Origin of the sequence: Actinoplanes sp. NPDC026670 (assembly GCF_040638175.1) — a bacterium.
Taxonomy (GTDB): Bacteria; Actinomycetota; Actinomycetes; order Mycobacteriales; family Micromonosporaceae; genus Actinoplanes.
This window is the reverse complement of record NZ_JBEZXU010000026.1, coordinates 53785-74215: the sequence shown is the minus strand read 5'-3', so window position 1 is coordinate 74215 and position 20431 is coordinate 53785. Positions and strand designations below refer to the sequence as shown.

17 protein-coding genes and 1 pseudogene are annotated in these 20431 nt (G+C 69.9%); 10 read left to right on the top strand and 8 right to left on the bottom strand.

Annotated features, from left to right (window positions below; translation table 11 throughout):
* Positions 1-166: 166 nt before the first annotated feature.
* On the bottom strand, positions 167-1429 hold the full coding sequence (locus AB0E94_RS25050; RefSeq protein WP_360330083.1) for an alpha-hydroxy-acid oxidizing protein: 1263 nt from the start codon (positions 1427-1429) through the stop codon (positions 167-169).
* A gap of 121 nt (positions 1430-1550) precedes the next feature.
* Here AB0E94_RS25050 and AB0E94_RS25045 point away from each other — a divergent pair, with 121 nt between their 5' ends.
* A complete protein-coding gene (locus AB0E94_RS25045; protein WP_360330080.1) occupies positions 1551-2162 on the top strand; it encodes a TetR/AcrR family transcriptional regulator in 612 nt (203 codons plus the stop codon).
* Positions 2163-2301: 139 nt separating this feature from the next.
* On the opposite strand, the gene AB0E94_RS25040 is transcribed toward AB0E94_RS25045, so the two are convergent.
* Positions 2302-3606 (bottom strand): extracellular solute-binding protein, encoded by a 1305-nt coding sequence (locus tag AB0E94_RS25040; protein ID WP_360330077.1) that lies wholly within the window; start codon positions 3604-3606, stop codon positions 2302-2304.
* Positions 3603-4961: a diguanylate cyclase gene (locus AB0E94_RS25035; RefSeq protein WP_360330074.1), complete on the bottom strand. Its 1359-nt coding sequence runs from the start codon at positions 4959-4961 to the stop codon at positions 3603-3605. Before AB0E94_RS25035 ends, AB0E94_RS25040 begins: the two co-directional genes overlap by 4 nt.
* A 200-nt stretch (positions 4962-5161) precedes the next feature.
* Here AB0E94_RS25035 and AB0E94_RS25030 point away from each other — a divergent pair, with 200 nt between their 5' ends.
* Entirely contained in the window at positions 5162-6454 is a 1293-nt protein-coding gene (locus AB0E94_RS25030; RefSeq protein ID WP_360330071.1) for an extracellular solute-binding protein, read from the top strand.
* Here AB0E94_RS25030 and AB0E94_RS25025 read toward each other — a convergent pair whose 3' ends face one another.
* Together AB0E94_RS25025 and AB0E94_RS25020 are read right to left on the bottom strand one after the other, a co-directional pair.
* Positions 6455-7060: a GNAT family N-acetyltransferase gene (locus tag AB0E94_RS25025; RefSeq protein ID WP_360330068.1), complete on the bottom strand. Its 606-nt coding sequence runs from the start codon at positions 7058-7060 to the stop codon at positions 6455-6457. It lies immediately after the preceding gene.
* A 156-nt stretch (positions 7061-7216) separates the two neighbouring features.
* Positions 7217-7621 (bottom strand): VOC family protein, encoded by a 405-nt coding sequence (locus tag AB0E94_RS25020; protein WP_360330065.1) that lies wholly within the window; start codon positions 7619-7621, stop codon positions 7217-7219.
* An 87-nt stretch (positions 7622-7708) separates the two neighbouring features.
* Between AB0E94_RS25020 and AB0E94_RS25015 the strand changes: the two genes are divergently transcribed.
* On the top strand, positions 7709-8650 hold the full coding sequence (locus AB0E94_RS25015; protein WP_360330062.1) for a WYL domain-containing protein: 942 nt from the start codon (positions 7709-7711) through the stop codon (positions 8648-8650).
* A 203-nt stretch (positions 8651-8853) separates the two neighbouring features.
* Here AB0E94_RS25015 and AB0E94_RS25010 read toward each other — a convergent pair whose 3' ends face one another.
* Entirely contained in the window at positions 8854-9804 is a 951-nt protein-coding gene (locus AB0E94_RS25010) for a LacI family DNA-binding transcriptional regulator (RefSeq protein ID WP_360330059.1), read from the bottom strand.
* 189 nt (positions 9805-9993) lie between these two features.
* Here AB0E94_RS25010 and AB0E94_RS25005 point away from each other — a divergent pair, with 189 nt between their 5' ends.
* The 6 genes and pseudogenes from AB0E94_RS25005 (at position 9994) to AB0E94_RS24980 (ending at position 17600) form a co-directional block, all read left to right on the top strand.
* Positions 9994-13581 carry a nitrate reductase subunit alpha gene (locus AB0E94_RS25005; RefSeq protein WP_360330277.1) on the top strand — a complete coding sequence of 1196 codons (3588 nt, stop codon included), beginning with the start codon at positions 9994-9996 and terminating at the stop codon, positions 13579-13581.
* Positions 13581-15044: pseudogene (gene narH / locus AB0E94_RS25000) on the top strand (nitrate reductase subunit beta); the annotation flags it as partial. The gene AB0E94_RS25005 and the pseudogene narH, both read left to right, overlap by 1 nt.
* 38 nt (positions 15045-15082) lie before the next feature.
* Positions 15083-15682, top strand: a complete 600-nt coding sequence (narJ, locus tag AB0E94_RS24995; protein ID WP_360330056.1) for a nitrate reductase molybdenum cofactor assembly chaperone — start codon at positions 15083-15085, stop codon at positions 15680-15682.
* Positions 15679-16413 carry a respiratory nitrate reductase subunit gamma gene (narI, locus tag AB0E94_RS24990; RefSeq protein ID WP_360330053.1) on the top strand — a complete coding sequence of 245 codons (735 nt, stop codon included), beginning with the start codon at positions 15679-15681 and terminating at the stop codon, positions 16411-16413. Before narJ ends, narI begins: the two co-directional genes overlap by 4 nt.
* A 10-nt stretch (positions 16414-16423) precedes the next feature.
* Positions 16424-16978 (top strand): isochorismatase family protein, encoded by a 555-nt coding sequence (locus AB0E94_RS24985; RefSeq protein WP_360330051.1) that lies wholly within the window; start codon positions 16424-16426, stop codon positions 16976-16978.
* Between the two features lie 25 nt (positions 16979-17003).
* Positions 17004-17600 carry a class I SAM-dependent methyltransferase gene (locus AB0E94_RS24980; protein WP_360330048.1) on the top strand — a complete coding sequence of 199 codons (597 nt, stop codon included), beginning with the start codon at positions 17004-17006 and terminating at the stop codon, positions 17598-17600.
* A gap of 33 nt (positions 17601-17633) precedes the next feature.
* Here the strand turns inward: AB0E94_RS24980 and AB0E94_RS24975 are convergent, their stop codons facing one another.
* Complete coding sequence (locus AB0E94_RS24975; protein WP_360330045.1) at positions 17634-17972, bottom strand: DUF6232 family protein; 339 nt, start codon at positions 17970-17972, stop codon at positions 17634-17636.
* 357 nt (positions 17973-18329) lie between these two features.
* On the opposite strand from AB0E94_RS24975, the gene AB0E94_RS24970 reads away from it, so the two are divergent.
* Positions 18330-19535, top strand: coding sequence for an MFS transporter (locus AB0E94_RS24970; protein ID WP_360330042.1), 1206 nt, complete (start codon positions 18330-18332; stop codon positions 19533-19535).
* Between the two features lie 202 nt (positions 19536-19737).
* Here AB0E94_RS24970 and AB0E94_RS24965 read toward each other — a convergent pair whose 3' ends face one another.
* The gene (locus AB0E94_RS24965) at positions 19738-20304 is read right to left on the bottom strand and encodes a GNAT family protein (RefSeq protein ID WP_360330039.1); all 567 of its coding nucleotides are present in this window, start codon (positions 20302-20304) and stop codon (positions 19738-19740) included.
* Between the last annotated feature and the right edge of the window lie 127 nt (positions 20305-20431).

Below are 20431 nucleotides of genomic sequence, written 5' to 3'. Positions count from 1 at the left end.
GCTCTCGGCGGCGAGCGGCCGGCCAGAGGTCGGCCCGAGGCTCTCAACCGGGGAGCGGCCAGCCGGCGCCGCCTGGCCGTGGTCGGCCCGAGGCTCTCAGCGGCGAGGGACCAGCCGATGCTGCCTGACCGATGCCGGCCGGCTGCGGGTGGCTGATCGGGGTGGGTCAGGCGGGTGTCAGGAAGCTGCGGGTGATCGAGGCGATGTCGGGGGTACCGGCCAGGGCCATCGTCAGGTCCAGCTCGGCGATCACGTTGCGGATCACGTCCTCGACGCCGGTCTGGCCGGCGATGGCCAGACCGTACATGTACGGGCGGCCCAGGAGCACGGCGTTCGCGCCCAGCGCGAGCGCGGTGAAGACATCGGCGCCGGTGCGGATGCCGCTGTCCAGCAGCACTGCCGGTTCCGGGCCGAGTTCGGAACGGATGGCCACGAGAGCGTCGAGGGAGGCGGTGGCGTTGTCTATCTGGCGGCCACCGTGGTTCGACACCACGATCGCGTCGGCGCCGAGGTCGAACGCGCGGCGGGCGTCGTCCGGGTGCAGGATGCCTTTGAGGACGATCGGCAGCCGGGTCCGGTCCCGGAGCGTGGCGAGATGATCCCAGCTCAGACCAGGGTTCGAGTAGATGTCGAGGAACGTCTCCACCGACGCCTTCGGCAACGGCGAGCGCAGGTTCGCCCAGAACCGGCCCGGATGGTTGCGGGTCATCGCCAGCAGCGTGCGGATCGCCCCGAGCGTGACCTCAGGTTTCGGCGAGGGCTGTCCGGCCCGTTCGGTGGCGATCTCGCGGAACCGGGGATCCGAGGTGTACTGCGCGATGCCCTGGCCCCGGCTGAACGGCAACGAACCCAGGTTGAGGTCCTGCGGCCGCCACCCGAGGACCGTCGTGTCCAGGGTGACGACCAGCGCGCCCGCCCCGATCGCTTCGGCCCGGGCGATCAGGCTGTCGACCAGCTGCTCGTCCTTGCTCCAGTAGAGCTGGAACCATCGCGCCGCGTCGCCCATCGCCGCCGCGCAGTCCTCCATCGGATTGCAGCCCTGATTGGAGAAGACATAGGCGGTGCCGGTCGCCGCGGCGGCGCGGGCGATCTTCAGGTCGCTGTCGTCGGCCATCAGCGCGCCCGCCCCGACCGGCGCGAGCAGCACCGGAGTCGAGTGGCGGGCGCCCAGCAGGTTCACCGAGAGATCCCGGTCCACGGCGCCCGAGGCCATCCGGGGCACGATCGCCCAGCGGTCGAAGGCTTCCCGGTTGCGGCGCATGGTCCGCCCCTCACCGGCGCCCCCTGCCACGTAGGCCCAGGCCCGTGAGCTGCTGGCCCGGCGCGCACGGCGTTCCAGCTCGGCGAAATCGGCCGGGACGACGGGCCGTCGGCCCAGAACACCCTGGCGGTAGATCGTGCTCAGGCGGGCAAGCCCGGCTCCGGACATCGGCTCCTCCTGTGTGCGGCATCGCCGGCCGACCGGCCGGCTGCCGTGTCGCCCGGCTGCCACGCTAAACCAAGTCAGGTGACTTGAGAAGGTGACTTACCTGCAAAGTTAGGATTCGGAGGTGACAAGCGGCGGGGTTCGAGCAGCACGGCGTGAGCAGGCGGTCGAATCACTGCTCGACGCGACTCTGGAAAGCCTTGCCACCAGCGGGTTCGTGGCGACCACGACACGGGCGGTGGCCCAGCGCGCCGGGGTCAGCCAGGGCTTGCAGCAGCACTACTTCCCGACCAAGGCCGCACTCATCGACGCGGCCATCAACCGGCTCGCCGGGCGGCTGCTCGACGAGGCGTCCCGCCCTGTCGAAGGAGCCACTGAACGCCGCCGGGCCGAACTGCTGTTGCACCGGGTCTGGGAGAGTTTCAGTTCGCCGGTGCTCGCGGTCGTCGCGGAACTGCTCGTGCTCGGCCGCACCCACCCGGACACGGCGGAGAAGACCGCCGTCACGCTGGTCGCCGTCACCGACCGGGTCGTCGCGGTGGCCGAGCAGGCGCTTCCGGGCTATGCGAAGCGGCCGGGATTCCGGGAGGCGCTGCTGGTCGCCCTCAGCGCGATCCGCGACACCACCACCGTCGCCCGGATCCCCGGAACCGCCCGGGCACTCCCGACCATCGAGACGATCACGGCCACCTTCCTGCGAGCAATCGGCGCCCTACCGCGCGGACCGGGCCGCTGACGGCGACCCTGGAGACGCCGGGCAATCGGCGCCCGCCACCCGGACCGGGCCTTGGTGCCCCGCCGCCTGGGCCGGGCGGGGCCGGGCAGGGCCGGGCAGGGCCGGGCAGGGCCGGGCAGGGCCGTGGCCCCGGAGATGCTCAGCGAGGCCAGGTGCTCTCGATACGGTTCAGCGTGTCGGTCGTGCTCGCGCCGTTGATCCAGTCGGTCATGCCGGTCCAGAACGTTCCGGTTCCCACCTTGGCCGGCATCATGTCGGAGCCGTCGAACCGCGCAGTGATCGAACGGTCGGTCAGGAGTTCGGCGGAGAGCTTCTCGATGGCAGTCCCAGCGTTCGCCAGGTCGAAGCCGCTGTTGGCGCTGACCGCGCCGCCGACGTGGCCGCGGCTGTTGGCCCAGTCGGCGGTGGACAGGTACGCGGCGACGGCCTGCACCTCCGGGCGGTCGTTGAACGCTCCGACGAACTCGCCGGCGACCAGGAGCTGGCGGCCTTTGGCGGGATCGATCGGGGGCACCTGGAAGGCGAAGACGTCACCGTCCGGCGCGACCTTGGCGTTCTTCGGCCACATGTCGGCGTAGGACGACCCATGGCGGAGCATCGCGCACTTGCCTTCCATGATCGGCAAGCCGGCCTCCTTGAACGAGGTGGCGACGACAGCCGCGGGGTCGCCGTAGACGTACTCGGGGTTGCGTACTATCTGCCCGACCTTGTCCAGCGCCGTGACCACCCGTGGATCGTTGAACGGGATCTGGTGCCCGACCCATTGGTCGTAGACGTCAGCGCCGAATTCGCGCAGCATCACGTCTTCGACCCAGTCGGTGACCGGCCAGCCGGTGGCCGAGCCCGACTCGATTCCGAGGCACCACGGTTTGACGCCTTCGGCGGCGAATGCGTCGCTGACCGTGATCATCTCGGCCCAGGTGGTCGGCACCTGCAAGCCGCGGACGCCGAACATCTTCGGCGAGTACCAGACGTACGATTTCACGCTCGCGGTGAACGGCGCCGCATACAGCACACCATCGACGGTGCCGTACCTGCTCCAGTCGGGGGAGAACCACTTCGTGACATTCGCCTGCACGGTGGCCGGAGCGGGCCGCATCTTTCCGGAGCGGACCAGGTCGGCGAGGAGCCCGGGCTGTGGGAACAGCGCCAGGTCCGGGGCGGCGCCGTTCTGGACCCGCCGCCGGAGCTCGCTTTCGAAGTACGCGGACCCGGTGTACTGGATGTCGATCCCGGTACAGTCCTCGAACTGCGTCCACGACTGCTGGGTCTGCTCGGACTGCAGGCCCCGGATCGTCGAGAAGACGGACACCGTGCTGCCGACGTTGCCGGCGTACTCGGCGTACTTCTCACATCCCGGATCGGCAGCCTGCTGGGTGCCGGAGCATCCGGCGCCGAGGGTCAGGGCGGTCAAGGCGGCGGCCGCGGCGGCCAGGATCCTCATGAGGGCACCGGTAGCTGCTCGAACCGTACGACGTTGTTCTTGCCCTGTCCTTTCGCCGCGTACATCGCCATGTCGGCGTCCCTGAAGAAGGCGTCGATGTCGGTGTGGCCGTTCCACAACACGATGCCGATGCTGCCACGCGGGCTCAGTTCCAGGCCGGGAAGTGCGATCGGTTCGCCGAGATTCGCCAGCAATCGTTCCGCTACCGCGTACGCCTCAGCGGGCCTGTCGAATCCCTCGAGCAGTACGGCGAACTCGTCACCTCCCAGGCGGGCCGCCACATCGTCCGGGCCTTGCAGGCCGTCGCGCAGCCGGTCGCCCACGGACACCAGCAGCGAGTCGCCGACGCCGTGCCCGTGCACGTCGTTGACCTGCTTGAAGCCGTCCAGGTCGACCAGCAGGAGGGCCAGTTGATTGTCCGGGCCGGTCCGGGTGAAGGCTTCGGTCAACCGGTCGCGTAGTAACGCCCGGTTCGCCAGTCCGGTGAGATTGTCGTGATAGGCCTGGTGTTTGAGGCTGGCGAACGCGTCACGCAGAGCCACCAGGGTGGTGTTCAAGGCGAGGGCCATCTGCCCGACCTCGTCGTTGCTCTGGACGTTGAGCCGTCGGCTGAAATCGCCGCGGCCGACTGCGCTGAGCACGCCGACGGCCTCCCGTAGCGGCTTGGACAGCGTCCGGGCGGCCAGGACCGACAGGAGGATCGCGACGATTCCACCACCGACCAGCGACATCAGCATCAGCCGCTCGGTGTCGCGGCTGCGGGTCAGCGCATCGCGGCTTCCGTCGGCCACGGACTCGACGATCTGGGTGAGCACCGCATCGGCCCGGGTTTTCACCGAACGGGCGACCGCCTCCGACTGCACCAGCAGAAGAGTGGTCGCTTTCTGCCTGTCGCCCTTGCGGTTCGCCTCGAGTGCGGTGTCGCGGGCGTTCCGCCACAGCGTCAGCAGGGACCCGAACGCCTCGAGGGAGCGGGCCTCCGAGCGTGCCAGGTTCAGCTGGTGCAGCCGGATGAGATCGGTGTCGAGCCGTTGATCGGTCTCCTTGATCATTTCTTCGTACTGGTTCCGGTAGAACCCGGGCTCAGACAGGATGTGCGAGACGACGGCCTCGAGCTGTGAGCCGACCGCGGAACGTGCATCGGTCATGTGCGACAGCGCGAGCACGTTCGTGCGGTACTGGTAATCCTGTTGAGCGGCCAGATCCTTGATCCGGATCAGACCGATGACACCGACCGCGGCGAAGATCGACGCAACCACCAAGGACACACTCATGATCTTGATGCTGATCCGGCTGGCGACCTTGGGGCGCCGGATTCGCCGAATCGCATCAAAGGGCTGGAGTATGTCGTTCATGCGTCGCCTGGTACCTGCAGGTGGCTGCTCGGGCACGCAACTCCTCCATGAACGGATCACCGGTCGCGGACTCTCTTCCCATCGGGAGCAGTGGCGGCCGGATGAGAGAAACTCAGCTTTCTTCGTGTCCTCTTGACTACGCTGTGTGATATTCGGCGTCCCATCGCTGGTTCGGCCATTGGCATGGAGGGTGGTGCACCGTGCGCCGTCGCAGCTTTCCGATCATCGTGGCGGGGGTTCTCTGCGCCGCTCTCACGGCCTGCTCATCCGACGGCGACGGCGGCGACGCCGGCGAGCCTGCCGAGGATGCGGCCAAGGTCGAGGTCTTCTCCTGGTGGGAAGGTCCAGGGGAGGCCGAGGGCTACGCGGCGCTCATCAATCGTTTCAAGAAAGACAATCCGGACATCGAGTTCGTCAATGCCGCCGTTGCCGGCGGTGCCGGAAGCAATGCCCGTACGGTGCTCGCCAGTCGTCTGGCGGCCAACGACCCGCCGGACGCCTTCCAGGTGCACCTCGGGCTGGAGCAGGAGGACGACGTCAAAGCCGGCAAGGTCGAGGACCTGACCGCACTGTTCGATCAGAACGGCTGGCGTGACAAGTTCTCCAAGCCGGTTCTGGACGCCGTGACCTTCGGCGGGAAGATCTATTCGGTCCCGGTCGGCATCCATCGCTCCAACGTCCTCTGGTTCAACGCCAAGACGGTGCAGGCAGCCGGCATCACCAAGCCACCGGCGACGTGGTCGGAGTTCCTGAAGGTCGCCGCGACGTTGAAGTCGAAGAACGTCGTCCCGCTGTCGATCGGGCCCGGCTGGACCCAGAAGCACCTGCTGGAGAACGTTCTCCTGGGTGAGCTGGGCGCGGAGAAGTACTCGGGCCTGTGGAAGGGGAAGACCAGCTGGCTCGGGCCGGACGTCCATGCCGCGGTCACGATGTTCACCGACGTGCTGGCGATGTCGGACATCAAGACGTTCGGCGGGGACTGGCAGTCGGCGCTCGACAAGGTGATCGACGGCCAGGCCGCATACAACGTCATGGGCGACTGGGCGGACGCCTACCTGAGCCGGACGAGGGGCCTGACCTTCAAGACCGAATACGACGCGACGACCTCGCCCGGAACCGACGGCGTCTTCAACTTCCTCGGCGACGGCTTCACCGTGCCCAAGGGCGCCCCCCACCGGGCCGCCGCCGACGCGTGGTTGAAGGTCTGCGCCTCCAAGGACGGGCAGGAGGAGTTCAGCGTCGAGAAACACTCACTGCCCGCCCGCATCGACGCCGAAGAGACCAAGTTCAGCGGCTATCCGGCCATCGCGCTCGAGGCATGGCGCAACCCGGACACGGTGGTGGTCGGTTCGGCGACCCACGGCACGACTGTCGGCAGTGCGCGCGGTGCCGAGTTCGACACCGCGCTGGCGAAACTCGTCGAGAGCGGAGACGTGGACGCGTTCCAGAAGGCGCTCGCGAGCACATACGCCGGGTACCTGGCCAGCGACTGATCAGGGCTGAAGCGACGTCTTCGTGCCCAGGTAGGTGAGCGGGCCGGGATCCGGGACCGGGAGGACGGTGAAACCGAGCCGGTCGTAGAAGCCTCTGGCCTTCACGTTCGCGGTGAGCATGCCCAGGTGGACGCCGGGCGCGTCGACCGTGCTCAGGAAACGGTCGATCAGGCGACGGCCGAAACCGCGGCCCTGGTAGGCGGGCAGCAGGTCGATGTGCAGGTGGGCGGGATAGCCGTCCAGACCGTCGACCAGCATGCGCTCGGGGTTGAAGTGCAGCGCGACCATGTCCTGCTCAGCGGTGCGCGGCGGCTCCGGCGGCACCGGGTAGCGGTCACCGACCAGCGGGATCCACTCGGCGCGGTATCGGCGTACGAAATCGGGGGTGTCGGCCGTGCCCACGACGTAGCCGACGGCCTCGCCGCCGTCGTCGACCACGAATGCCAGATGCGGGTCCAGATGGGCGTAAGGCCCGGCGAACAGGTCGCCCATCAGGTCGTCGCTGGAATAGTGCCCGCGCGCGTCGTCGCCGGCGTCCGCGGTGCGGACGCAGATGTCGTAGATGGCGGCGCGGTCGGCGGGCCGGTACAGGCGAATGTCGGGCACGCCCGCACGGTATGCGGTGGAAGCGCTTCCACCGCAACCCCGGATCTTGAAAACCCTTATTCGGTACGGCCAGGCCGCCACCAACCGCAACCATTCGTCCCGTAGCTCCCTCGGCGACGGGGCTGCCCGGTCACCGCCGACCCGGCGCCGCCGGGCTCATGCGGTGAGGACGTCGAGGTAGTGCTGGTTGTACATGACGCCCAGGATGTTGCCGAACGGGTCGGTCACCGAGGCCGTGATGAACCCGGGGCCGCGTTCGGTGGGCTTGTCGTGTTCGGCCGCGCCGAGGTCCAGCAGCCGCCGGTAGCTGGCCTCGACGTCGTCGACCGCCCAGTAGACGATCGCGCCGGACGGGCGCCCAGCCGGCCGGTGCGCGGCGAACCTCGCGTTGAGCAGCCCAAACTCGTGCTGGTAGTCGCCGATGCGCCATTCGAGGTAGGCGGCTTCCGGGCCGGCGTCCCGCACGAAGTAGGGCTCGGAGCCGAAGACCTCGGTGTACCAGGCCCGGGCCGAGGCCATGTCGTCGGCGAAGAACGTGATGGTGGTGAGTCCGCGGAGCATGTCGGTGTCCTCTCGGGTCGCTGTCGAGCACCATGTTTCCGGGATAAGTGCTCACCTTCTGAGCACTTTCTCTGCGAACCTTTCGGCATGCGCGCGGACCGGCTCGTCGCCACTCTTCTGTTCATGCAGACCCGTGGGCGGGTGACCGCTGCCGAGGTCGCCGCCGAACTCGAGGTGTCGGTGGCCACCGCCCGCCGTGACCTGGAAGCCCTGTCCGCAGCGGGAGTTCCGGTGTATCCGCAGCCCGGGCGGCACGGCGGCTGGTCGCTGGTCGGCGGTGCCCGTACCGACCTCAGTGGCCTTTCGGCCGCCGAAGCGCGGGCGTTGTTCCTGATCGCCGGACCGACTGCGGTGTCCGGCGAGGCGAAGGCGGCGCTGCGCAAACTGCTCGGGGCGCTGCCCGCGCCGTTCCGTATCGAGGCCGCGGCCGCCGCCGGTGCGACCAGGATCGACCCGGCCGCCTGGGGCGAGCGCCCGAAGCAGCAACCCCGGGCGGTGGCGCTGCTCAAGGATGCGGTGGTGCGCCGCCAGCGGATCCGTTTCGCCTACCGGGGTCCGGACCGCAAGGGCAGCGAAAGGATCGCCGATCCGTGGGGTGTGGTCGAGAAGAGTGGGACGTACTACCTGGTCGCGGGGACGGTGAAGGGGCGGCGGACCTTCCGGGTCGACCGGATGTCCGCGGTCACGGCGACCGGGGAGACGTTCGACCGGCCGGCCGGCTTCGACCTGGACGAGGCCTGGGGACAGACCGTCGGCGAGGTCGAGGGGATGCGGGCCCGCACCTGGGCGACGCTGCTGATCGCGGAACGGTTCGTGTGGGTGCTCCGGGATCACTTCGGGCGGCACTGCGAGGTGGTGGAGACGCTTCCCGACGGGCGGGCCCGGGTCCGGGTGGGCGCTCCGGAGCCCCGCGACATCGCCCGCACGCTCGCCGGCTGGGGCGCGGCCGTCGAGGTGCTGGACCCGCCCGAGGTACGCGCCGAACTGTCCCGCATCGGAGCCGAACTGTTCCACCTGTACCAGCCGTAACGACCGCCAGCCGTCGCTGACGGCTGTTTCGGTGGCCGGGAAAGCGCGCTGAGCGACGGCTGAGGCCCTCAGCCGTCGCTGACGGCTGTTTCGGTGGCCGGGCAGCCATGCTGGGCGACGGCTGAGGTCGCCGGCCGTCGCTGACGGCGGTTTGGGGGTCGGGAAAGCGCGGTGAGCGACGGCTGGCGGTCTGGGCGGGCCGGTCAGGTGGTGGCTCGCAGGACCGGGTGGCTCGGGAACCTCTGGGATTCGGGGGCGGCGCCCAGGGCGGCGGCCGCGGCCGCCGCGGCGATCAGCTCTACCGGGTGGGTGGCCGTGGAGAGGGCGGGGTGGGTCCAGGCGGCGACCGGGATGTCGTCGAAACCGGTGACGGCGATGTCGTGCGGGACGCGGATTCCGGCTCCGGTGAGGGTCTGGAGAACGCCGAGGGCGGTGGCGTCGCTGACCGTCGCGATGGCGTCGGTGTCCGGCCAGCGGCGCAGGACGGTCCGGGTGGCGGTACGGCCCCGGGCGGCCGTGAAATCGCCGGGGACGACCCGGATCGGCAGGCCGGCGTCGTCCATCAGGGTGCGGTAGGCGTGCAGCGGCGCGCGGGCGGCGGCGAGCCACGGCGGGCCGCCGATCAGGGCGATCCTCCTGCGGCCGGTGGCGTGCAGGTGGTGGAGCAGAGCGCCGATGCCGGCGGTGCTGTCCACGTCCAGACCGTCGGCGCCGATCGCGGCGAACCGGCCGTGCAACCGGGCCGGCACGGCGTCGAGTGAGTCGTGGCCGGCCATCACCACGGCGGCGACGCTGCGGTCGGCGGCGATCCGGTCCAGTTCGGCGGCCGCCTTCAGGGGCAGGTGGCGCAGGGCGACGCCGAGACCGGCCGGTTCGGTGGCGGCGGCCATCGCGGCGGTCGCCCTGGTGACGAACGGGTCGGACAGGATGCCGGGGCTGCGGTCGCGGACCGCGAACAGCAGGCGGGTTCCGGCGCCGCGGGCCAGTCGCCTGGCCACCGGATGCGGCACGTAGCCGAGGGTGTCGGCGGCCCGGCGGACGGCCTCCCGGCTGGCGGTGGAGGACGGCCCTCGCCCGGAGAGCACACGGGACGCGGTCGCGACGGACACCCCGGCGAGCCGGGCCACCTCGGCGAGTGCCGGACTGCTGCTCATCCCGCAAATATGCAGGACCCGGTGGGCGGCGGCCAGAGGGCGGGACTTTGGTCCCGGGTAGCGGGGGACTGCGGGCTCAGGCGGGTCGGCAGCGGATCGGCCAGCCTTGAAGTGTGCCGGGCAGCCGCTCGGCCGACGGTCGAGCCGGCTAAGGAAACCACCGTGTCACTGGACCCCGGAACCGCCCCTCTGCTGGCCGCACGCCGCTTCCTCACCCGTGCGACCGTCGGCGACCATGGACGTACGCTGCACCGGCTCGACGACAGCCAATGGGAGGCGTTCTACCGGGACCGCTGGCGCTACGACAAGGTCGTCCGGTCCACCCACGGCGTCAACTGCACCGGCTCCTGCTCGTGGAACGTGTTCGTCAAGGACGGGCTGATCACCTGGGAACACCAGGCCACCGACTATCCGACGACCGGGCCCGACTCACCCGACTACGAGCCCCGGGGCTGCCCGCGTGGAGCGAGCTTCTCCTGGTACGAGTATTCGCCCTCGCGTGTGCGTCACCCGTACCTGCGTGGTGTTCTTGCCGAGATGTTCCGTGAGGCGCGGCAGCGTCTCGGCGACCCGGTGGCCGCGTGGGCGGAGATCGTCGAGACGCCGCTGAAAGCGCAGGCCTACAAGGCGCAGCGCGGACGGGGCGGGTTCGTGCGGGCGTCCTGGGACGAGGCGATCGAGCTGATGGCGGCCGCGCACGTCTACACGGTGAAGACGTACGGCCCGGATCGGGTTGTCGGTTTCTCGCCGATCCCGGCGATGTCGATGGCGTCGTTCGCGGCGGGCACCCGCTATCACGCGCTGCTCGGCGGCACCCTGCTGAGCTTCTACGACTGGTATGCGGACCTGCCGATCGCGTCCCCGCAGATCTGGGGCGACCAGACCGACGTGCCCGAGGCGGGCGACTGGTGGAACTCGACCTACCTGATGATGTGGGGTTCGAACATCCCGGTCACGCGTACGCCTGACGCGCACTTCCTGGCCGAGGCGCGGTACCGGGGCACCAAGGTCGTCGCGGTGAGCCCGGACTACGCGGACAACGTGAAGTTCGCCGACGACTGGCTGGCCCCGCATCCGGGGACGGACGGCGCGCTCGCGATGGCGATGGGCCACGTGATCCTGACCGAGTTCTTCCGCGATCGCGAGGTCCCGTACTTCCTTGATTATGTCCGTAAATATACCGACCTGCCGTTCCTGGTGACGATCGTGGACGGCAAAGCCGACCGTTTCCTCACCGCCGCGGATCTCGGCGAAGCGGACGGCGAGCACAAGACGGTCCTGATCGATCAGGCCGGCAATGTGAGAGTTCCGAACGGTTCGCTGGGTCACCGGTACGGCGAGCCCGGCAAGTGGAACCTCGACCTGGGTGACATCGTCCCGGCGCTCGGAATCGAAGGAGGCGAGGGCGTCGAGATCGAGCTGGCCCGCTTCGACATCGGCGACACCGAGGGCGGCGCCGTGATCCGCCGCGGAGTCCCCGTCCGCCGGGTCGGCGAACACCTGGTCACCACGGTCTTCGACCTGATCATGGCGACGTACGGGGTGAAGCGCGGCGACCTCCCCGGCGAGTGGCCGGCCGGCTACGACGACGCCGACTCGCCGAACACCCCGGCCTGGCAGGAGCGCATCACCGGCGTCGACGCGAAACTGGCGGCCCGGATCGGCCGTGAGTTCGCCCGCAACGCCGAGCGCAGCAACGGCCGCTCGATGATCGTGCTCGGCGCCGGCGCGAACCAGTGGTTCCACTCCGACATGACCTATCGCGCGTTCATCTCCCTGGTCACGCTGACCGGCTGCCAGGGCGTCAACGGCGGCGGCTGGGCGCACTACGTCGGCCAGGAGAAGGCCCGCCCGATCACCGGCCAGCAGCACATGAGCTTCGCCTTCGACTGGCAGCGGCCGATGCGGCACCAGGCGTCGACGCCGTTCTGGTACCTGCACACCGACCAGTGGCGTTACGAGCGGGTCCCGGCCGATGAACTGGCGTCCCCGCTGGGTAAGGGCCGGTTCGCCGGGATGGCGTTCGCCGACACGGTCGCGGCCGCGCAGCGGATGGGCTGGAGCCCGGGCCACCCCTTCTTCAACCGCAGCCCCCTGGACATTTCGGACTCCGCGAAGGCGGAGGGGATCGGAACCCAGGAATACATCATCCGCGAACTCCGGGCCGGAAACCTGAAACCGGTCGCCGAGGACCCGGACGACCCGGCGAACTTTCCGCGTTGCCTGACTCTGTGGCGCGCCAACCTGCTCGGCTCGTCCGGAAAAGGCAACGAGTACTTCATGCATCATCTGCTGGGCGTCGACTCGTCAAAGACGGCCGGCGAATGCGAGCCGGGCCAGCGCCCCCGCGACATCACGTGGCGCGACGACGCCCCGGCCGGCAAGCTCGACCTGCTGACCACGATGGACTTCCGGATGACCAACACCGGGCTGCACTCCGACCTGGTCCTGCCGGCCGCCACCTGGTACGAGAAGCACGACATCTCGACCACCGACATGCACCCGTTCGTGCACGCGTTCAGCCCCGCGGTCCCGCCGCCCGGCGACGCGCACACCGACTACGACACGTTCCTGGCCCTGGCCGACAAGGTCAGCGAGCTCGCCGCAACCCACCTCGGCACCCGCACCGACGTGCTGGCCGCGCCGCTCCAGCACGACACCCCGGACGAACTGGCCATGCCCAGCGGCCGGGTCCGCGACTGGAAGTTCGGCGAATGCGACCCGGTGCCCGGCCGGACCATGCCGAAGCTGATCGAGATCGAACGCGACTACACCCTGATCGGCCGGAAGATGCGCACGGTCGGCCCGCTGATGGACGAGCTCGGCACGACCACCAAGGCCATCACCGTCGACGTCAGCGACGAGATCGCCTACCTGAAGCACCAGAACGGCGTCATCGACGGGCGTCCGTCCCTGGCCACCGCCGACCGGATGTGCGAAGCCATCCTCGCCTTCTCCGGAACCACGAACGGGCGGCTGGCGCACGCCGGATTCGTCCAGCTGGAGCAGCGCACCGGCCAGAAGTTCACCGACTACATCGAGGGCCACCAGAACGACCGGATCTCCTACGCCGAGACGCAGGAGAAGCCGGTGCCGGTCTTCACCAGCCCGGAGTGGTCCGGCTCGGAGAAGGGCGGCCGCCGCTACTCCCCGTTCACGATCAACGTCGAGCGCCTCAAGCCGTGGCACACCATCACCGGCCGTCAGCACTTCTTCGTCGAACACGACTGGGTGGCCGAGCTCGGCGAGCAGCTGCCGGCCTTCCGGCCGCCGCTCAACATGGCCCGCCACTTCGGCAAGCCGGGCGACGCGGTCGACGGCGGAGTGACGGTACGGTTCCTGACCCCGCACGCCAAGTGGTCGATCCATTCGATGTACCACGACAACGAGCTGATGCTGGCCCTGTCCCGGGGCGGGCCGGTGATCTGGATGAGCGTCCAGGACGCCCAGAAGATCGGGGTCCGCGACAACGAGTGGATCGAGGCCCACAACCGCAACGGCGTCGTCGTGGCCCGTGCCGTGGTGAGCCACCGGATGCCCGAGGGCACCGTCTTCCAGTACCACTCGCCGGAACGCACGGTGAACGTCCCCGAGGCCGAGAAGTCCGGTAAGCGGGGCGGCTACCACAACTCGATGACCCGGCTGCTGATCAAGCCGACCCACCTGGCCGGCGGGCACGCCCAGCTCACCTACGCCTTCAACTACTACGGCCCGATCGGCAGCCAGCGCGACGAGATCACCGTGATCCGCCGCCGTACGCAGGAGGTGGAGTACTGATGCGCATTCGAGCGCAGGTCGCCATGGTGATGAACCTGGACAAGTGCATCGGCTGCCACACCTGCTCGGTCACCTGCAAGCAGACCTGGACCAACCGTGAGGGCACCGAGTACGTCTGGTTCAACAACGTCGAGACGAAGCCCGGCATCGGCTACCCGAAGCACTACGAGGACCAGGAACGCTGGAAGGGCGGCTGGAGACTCGACGGGTCCGGCCGCCTCGTGCTCCGATCCGGCGGAAGACTGAAGCGGCTCTCCCGGATCTTCGCGAACCCTGACCTGCCGACCATCGACGACTACTACGAGCCGGCCACCTTCGACAAGGACATCCTGGTCAACGCCCCGGCCGGGCTCAAGGACACCCCGGTCAAGCAGCCGTACTCGAAGCTGACCGGCGAGCCCATGTCGATCACCTGGGGCGCCAACTGGGAGGACTCGCTCGGCGGCGACACTTTCGACCAGGACCCGAACCTCAAGAACATGGTCGAGAAGGTCAAGTTCGAGTTCGAGAAGACCTTCATGTTCCACCTGCCGCGGATCTGCGAGCACTGCCTCAACCCGGCGTGCGTCTCGGCCTGCCCGTCCGGCGCCATGTACAAGCGCGAAGAGGACGGCATCGTCCTGGTCGACCAGGACCGCTGCCGTGGCTGGCGGATGTGCGTTTCGGCGTGCCCGTACAAGAAGGTCTACGTCAACCACGCCACCGGCAAGGCCGAGAAGTGCACCCTCTGCTTCCCCCGGATCGAGGCCGGTCAGCCGACCATCTGCTCCGAGACCTGCGTCGGCCGCCTCCGCTATCTGGGCATTCTCTGGTACGACGAGGACGCGGTGCTCGCCGCGGCATCGGTGCCCGAGGCGGAGCTCCTGGACGCCCAGCGTGCCGTCTTCCTCGACCCGCACGACCCGGAGGTGCAGCGGGCCGCCCGCGAAGCCGGCCACCCCGACGAGTGGATCGAGGCCGCGCAGGCGTCGCCGGTGTGGCGGCTCATCAGCGAGTACCGGATCGCGCTGCCGCTGCACCCGGAGTACCGGACCCTGCCGATGGTCTGGTACGTGCCGCCGCTGTCGCCGGTCCTGGACGCCGCGGGCGCCGCGGGCCGCGACGACACGAACGCCGACGACATCTTCCACACCATCGACGACCTGCGGATTCCCGTCGAATACCTGGCGTCGCTGTTCACCGCGGGCGACACCGCGGTCGCCGGTGGGGTGCTGATGAAACTGGCCGCGATGCGCGCCTACATGCGGGCCCGCACCCTCGACGGCACCGTCGCGCAGGAGCTGCTCGACGGCATCGGCATGACCGGCGAGCAGGTCGAGGCCATGTACCGGCTGCTCGCCATCGCGAAGTACGACGAGCGTTACGTCATCCCGGCCGCGCACCGCGGGCAGGCCGCCGCCCTCGAGGAACTCGGCGGCTGCTCCCTCGACGGTGCGGGCGGCCCGGGGATGGGTGGCAGCGGCCGCGTCCCGGTCACCATCGCGAGCAGGAGGAACCGCTGATGGACCGCTCGGACCTGTTCCAGCTGGCGTCGCTGCTGCTCACCTATCCCGACGAGGAGCTGCTGGCGGCCGGCGACGAACTGCGCGCCGCCGCGGCCGGTGTCGGCGAGTTCGAGCGGTTCGTCGAGTGGCTGCTCACCGGCACCCCTACCGAGGTGCAGCGGCACTACGTCGAGACGTTCGACCTGCGCCGCCGGTCCGGGCTGTACCTCACCTACTACCTGCACGGCGACACCCGCAAGCGCGGGATGGCGCTGCTCATGCTCAAACAGCGGTACCGGGCGCACGGGCTGCGCCTGGCCGACGGGGAACTGCCCGACCTGCTGCCGATCGTGCTGGAGTTCGCCGCCACGGCCGGGCCCGGCGACGGCGAGGCCCCGTTGCGCCAGCACCGGCAGGGGATCGAGCTGCTGCGTTCGGCCTTGCACGAGGCTCGTACGCCGTACGCGCTGATCCTGGATGTCGTCTGCGCCCAGCTGCCGCAACTGACCGGCGAAGATCTCGCCGCGCTGACGTCCCTGGCCTTCGACGGGCCGCCGGTCGAGACCGCCGGTCTCGACGAGGTGGGCCTCGGGCCCCGTTTGGAGGTGTACCGATGAGCACCCTGGTCTGGATCGTGCTGCCCTACGCCTGCCTGGCCGTCTTCGTGGCCGGGCACGTGTGGCGGTGGCGGCACGACCAGTTCGGCTGGACCACCCACACCAGTCAGCTCCTGGAGAACCGGCTGCTGCGGCTCGGCTCGCCGCTGTTCCACCTCGGCGCCTTCGGGGTGATCGGCGGGCACGCGATGGGCCTGCTCGTCCCCGCCTCCTGGACGGCGGCCGTCGGCATCTCCGAGCACACGTACCACCTGGTGTCGGTCACCGGCGGCACCATCACCGGGATCATGCTGGTCACCGGTCTGGCGCTGCTGATCGCCCGCCGTCTCGTCAACGGCCGGATCCGGCGGGTCACCACGACCACGGACAGGATTCTGTACGCCGCGCTGGCCGCCATGGTCGTGCTCGGCATGAGCGGCACCGTGCTGATCAACCTGCTCGGCGACGGGTACGACTACCGGGAGACGATCGCCGTCTGGTTCCGTGGCATCTTCTGGTTCCAGCCCGACCCGGCCCTGATGAGCGACGCCCCGCTGGTGTTCCAGCTGCACGCGATCGGCGGGTTCCTGTTCCTGGCCCTGTGGCCGTTCACCAGGCTCGTGCACGTCTGGTCCGCCCCGCTCGCCTACCTGTCGCGCCCCTACGTCGTCTACCGCGGCCGCCGCACGCCCGCCCCCGTGCCGCAGCCGGCTCCGGCGGCTGTCCGGAAAGTTGTCACACCCTCGTCCTAGGGTGGGGACCATGACGACTTTGACCGATCGACCCCACACCGCCCTGCTCGTCATCGACGTCCAGGTCGGTGTGGTCGGCGGCACGCCCCGCCGTGACGACGTGATCGCCAACATCAACACGCTCGTCGACAAGGCCCGTTCCGAGGAGGTGCCGGTCATCTGGGTGCAGCACTCCGCCGACGACCTGCCCCGTGACAGCGACCCCTGGCAGTGGGTTCCCGAGCTCACCCAGCGCGACGGCGAGCCGGTGGTGCACAAGCACTACGGCGACTCGTTCGAGGCCACCGACCTGGAGTCGGTGCTCGCCGACCGTGGTGTCGGCCGCCTGGTCGTCACCGGCGCCCAGAGCGACGCGTGCATCCGCTCGACCCTGCACGGCGGGTTCGTCCGGGGTTATGACGTCACGCTGGTCTCCGACGCGCACACCACCGAGGACCTCTCGGCCTACGGGGCGCCGGCCCCCGAGCAGGTCATCGCCCACACCAACCTCTACTGGCAGTTCCACAGCGCTCCCGGGCGCACCGCCGGGACTGTCGAAACCGACAAGGTCGACTTCAGCGCCTGACCGGCGGAAAGGTGACAACCGCACCATGAGCACCACCGACAACCTCTGGCTGCAGAAGATCGCCGCCGACCCGGGGCACTCCCGGTGGTATATCGATCGGTTCCGCCAGATGGCCGCCCGCGGCGACGACCTGGCCGGCGAGGCCCGGCTGATCGACGCCATGGCGCCGCGTGGCGCCCGGATCCTCGACGCCGGCTGCGGCACCGGGCGGGTCGGCGGGCACCTCGCCGCGGCCGGGCATCAGGTCACCGGTGTCGACCTCGATCCCGAGCTGATCACCGAGGCCCGGTCCCAGCACCCGGGGGCGGCGTGGCAGGTGGGTGATCTGAGTGAGCTCGACCTGCCCGGCCGGTTCGACGTGATCGTCTGCGCCGGCAACGTGATGGCGTTCGCCGGGCCGTCGACCCGCGGCGAGATCCTGCGGCGGTTCCGGGCTCACCTGGCCGAGGGCGGCCGGGCGGTGATCGGTTTCGGGGCGGGCCGCGGCTACGAGTTCGCAGACTTCCTCACCGACGCGGCCGCGGCCGGCCTCACCCCGTCGTTGCTGCTGGACACGTGGGACCTGCGGCCCGCCACCCCGGGCGCCGACTTCCTGGTGGCGGTCCTCAGCCCTGCGCCGTGACGCTGGTCCACCGCCCGCCGCCCCGTGCCCTTTTCAGCCCCATGGTCTGAAGGGCGTTCCGCCGCCGGTGTCGTGGTGGCGCGGTGGCGGTTTGGGGCGTTCCTCGAGGGCCCTCTGCAGAGCCCGGGTGACCATGTTGAAGACGCGTGGCTCCCGGCTCTCGTAGAGGGTGACCGACCGCCCCTGGTAACGGGCCAGCAGGACCCAGACCTGCTTGGCGCGCCACGGCTCCCACCAGCTGCGCTCGACGACTTTGATGGCCACGTCACCGATGTCGGCGATCGCGTAGGTCTCGGGATCCCCGCCCGTCTCCCGGATGAACGCCTCGCTGCTGATCTCGGCGTCGTAGCTGCGGTAGTACACCCTCCTCACCAGGACTCCTCTCGGAACGGCCCCCGCAGGTCATGTTCACACGGCCGTCGAAGGTCCTCAATCCGTGGGACGGCCGACCCGCGACCGGAACCAGCCGCCGATCCGCCGCCGAGGCCGGGCCGACCCCGGACCGGAACCGGCCGCCGATCCGCCGCCGAGGCCGATCCCGGACCGGAACCAGCCGCCGATCCGCCGCCGAGGCCGATCCCGGACCGGAACCGGTCGCCGATCCGCCGCCGAGGCCGGGCCGGCCGGGGACCGGGGACGGGTCCAACGTCCCTGTCCGCGGGGCCCGCCCGGCGGACAGGCTGGTGGTGACCCGCAGACCGGGCCACCACCGGACGATGGAGTGGAACCATGAGCACACCGCAGACCCCGACCGCCCGAGCCGGGGGCCGGGCCGGACTGATGCTCGGCCTGGCGACCGTCGGGTTCGCCGTCAACTTCTGGGCGTGGGCGCTGCTCAGCCCGCTGGCCAGCAGGTTCCAGGCGGCGCTGCACCTGACCCCGTTCCAGCAGGCGCTGCTCGTCGCCGTGCCGGTCGTGGTCGGCTCGGTCGGGCGGATCCCGGTCGGCGCGCTCACCGACCGTTACGGCGGCCGCATCATGTTCCCGCTGATCTCGCTCACCACCATCGTGCCGGTCCTCTACCTCGGCCTGTTCGGCCACGACGCGCTCACATCGCTGCTGGTCGGCGGGTTCTTCCTGGGGATCGGCGGAACCGCGTTCGCGGTGGGTGTCCCGTTCGTCAGCGCCTGGTTCCCGCCGGAGCGGCGTGGTCTGGCCGTCGGCGTGTTCGGTGTCGGCATGGGCGGCACCGCGATCAGCGCCCTGACCACGGTCAAGCTCGTCGACGCCGGGGGGACCGCCACCCCGTTCCTGATCACCGCGGGAGTGCTCACCGCGTACGCCATGATCTCCTGGATTCTCCTCCGCGACGCGCCCGGACGGCCGGTGCCCACCGCACCGCTCGCGCAGCGTCTCGGCGCGGTGCTCCGCCTCAAGATCACCTGGCAGGCGTCCGCCCTGTACGCCGTCGCCTTCGGTGGCTACGTCGCGTTCTCGGTCTACCTGCCCGCCTACCTGAAGACCGCCTACGGGCTGACCCAGACCGACGCGGCCAACCGGATGGCCGGTTTCGTGCTGCTGGCCGTGATCATGCGGCCGGTCGGTGGCTGGCTGTCCGACCGGTTCGCCGCCAGCCGCGTCCTCGCCGTCGCGCTCGGTGTCGTCGTCCTCGGTGCGGTCGTGCAGTCGTTCACACCCGGGCTGGCGCCGGTCGGCACGATCGCGTTCCTCGCCATGGCGGCCGCGCTCGGCACCGGCAGCGGCGCCACGTTCGCGCTGGTGGCGCAGGTCGCCCCGGCCAACCAGGTGGGCGCGGTCACCGGCGTGGTCGGCGCCGCGGGCGGTCTCGGCGGCTTCGTCCCGCCGCTGGTGATGGGCGTGATCTACGGCGAGTTCCAGTCGTACGCCCTGGGCCTCGCCCTCCTCGGAGCCGTCGCCCTGGCCGCTCTACTGCTCGACGTCCTCTCCGTCGGCCGCCGCCCGGTCGCCGCCTGACCGCGATCTCCTGCCGATCTTGTCGAGTTCCGCGGGACAGCTTGGATTCAAGCGACAGGCGGCTTCCGGCTATGCTCGGCCGGCGCCGCTTTCGGGGAGGCCGACGTGCGACGGGATCCGATTCGGATGGTGGCCCACCGGGCCGGCTGGGCTGCCGCCGACGAACACGACCGGCCACGCTACCGGGCGGGCAAGGCGCCGTTCATTCAGTCGGTGCTGGCGCGGGCCACTCGTGCGCCAGGATCGACATGACCGTGGCGTCGATCCAGTCGTCGCCGTCGCGCAGCGCCTGGCGCAGCACACCTTCGGCCACGAAGCCGACCTTCTCGTAGACGTGCCGGGCCCGTGGGTTGTGGGCGTAGACCTCGAGCGAGATGCGGTGCAGGCCCAGCTTCTCGAATCCGTAGCCGACGATCAGACGAATCGCCTCGGTGCCCAGCCCGCGGTCACGGCCGGCGGCCACGAACAGCGTCCGGAAGTTGCAGCTGCGGTTGTCCGGATCCCATTCGTTCAGGACCACCTCGCCCACACATTCGCCGGTGGCCCGGTCCACCACGGCCAGGTCGAGGCGGTCGTCCTGGGCGTTGCGGCTGCCGTACCAGGCCCGGGTCCGCTCCTCGTCCGGCGCATCGTCGGGCGAACTGCCGGTCAGACGGGCCACTTCGGGATCGGCGATCGCCTCCAGGAACACCGCCACATCGGTGTCGACGAACGGCCGCAGGATCACCAGATCACCGGTGAGGACCGGTTTGGTCAAGAAATCGGACATCCGCCGATCCTCCGAGCTGCCGCCCAGGGCGTCAAAGCAATAACCACCCCAAACCCTCCAAGATCAGCGACGGTACGACCGAGGCGCCCGCCGACCTCGTGAGATTGAGCTGGTCGCTTGCCGCTGG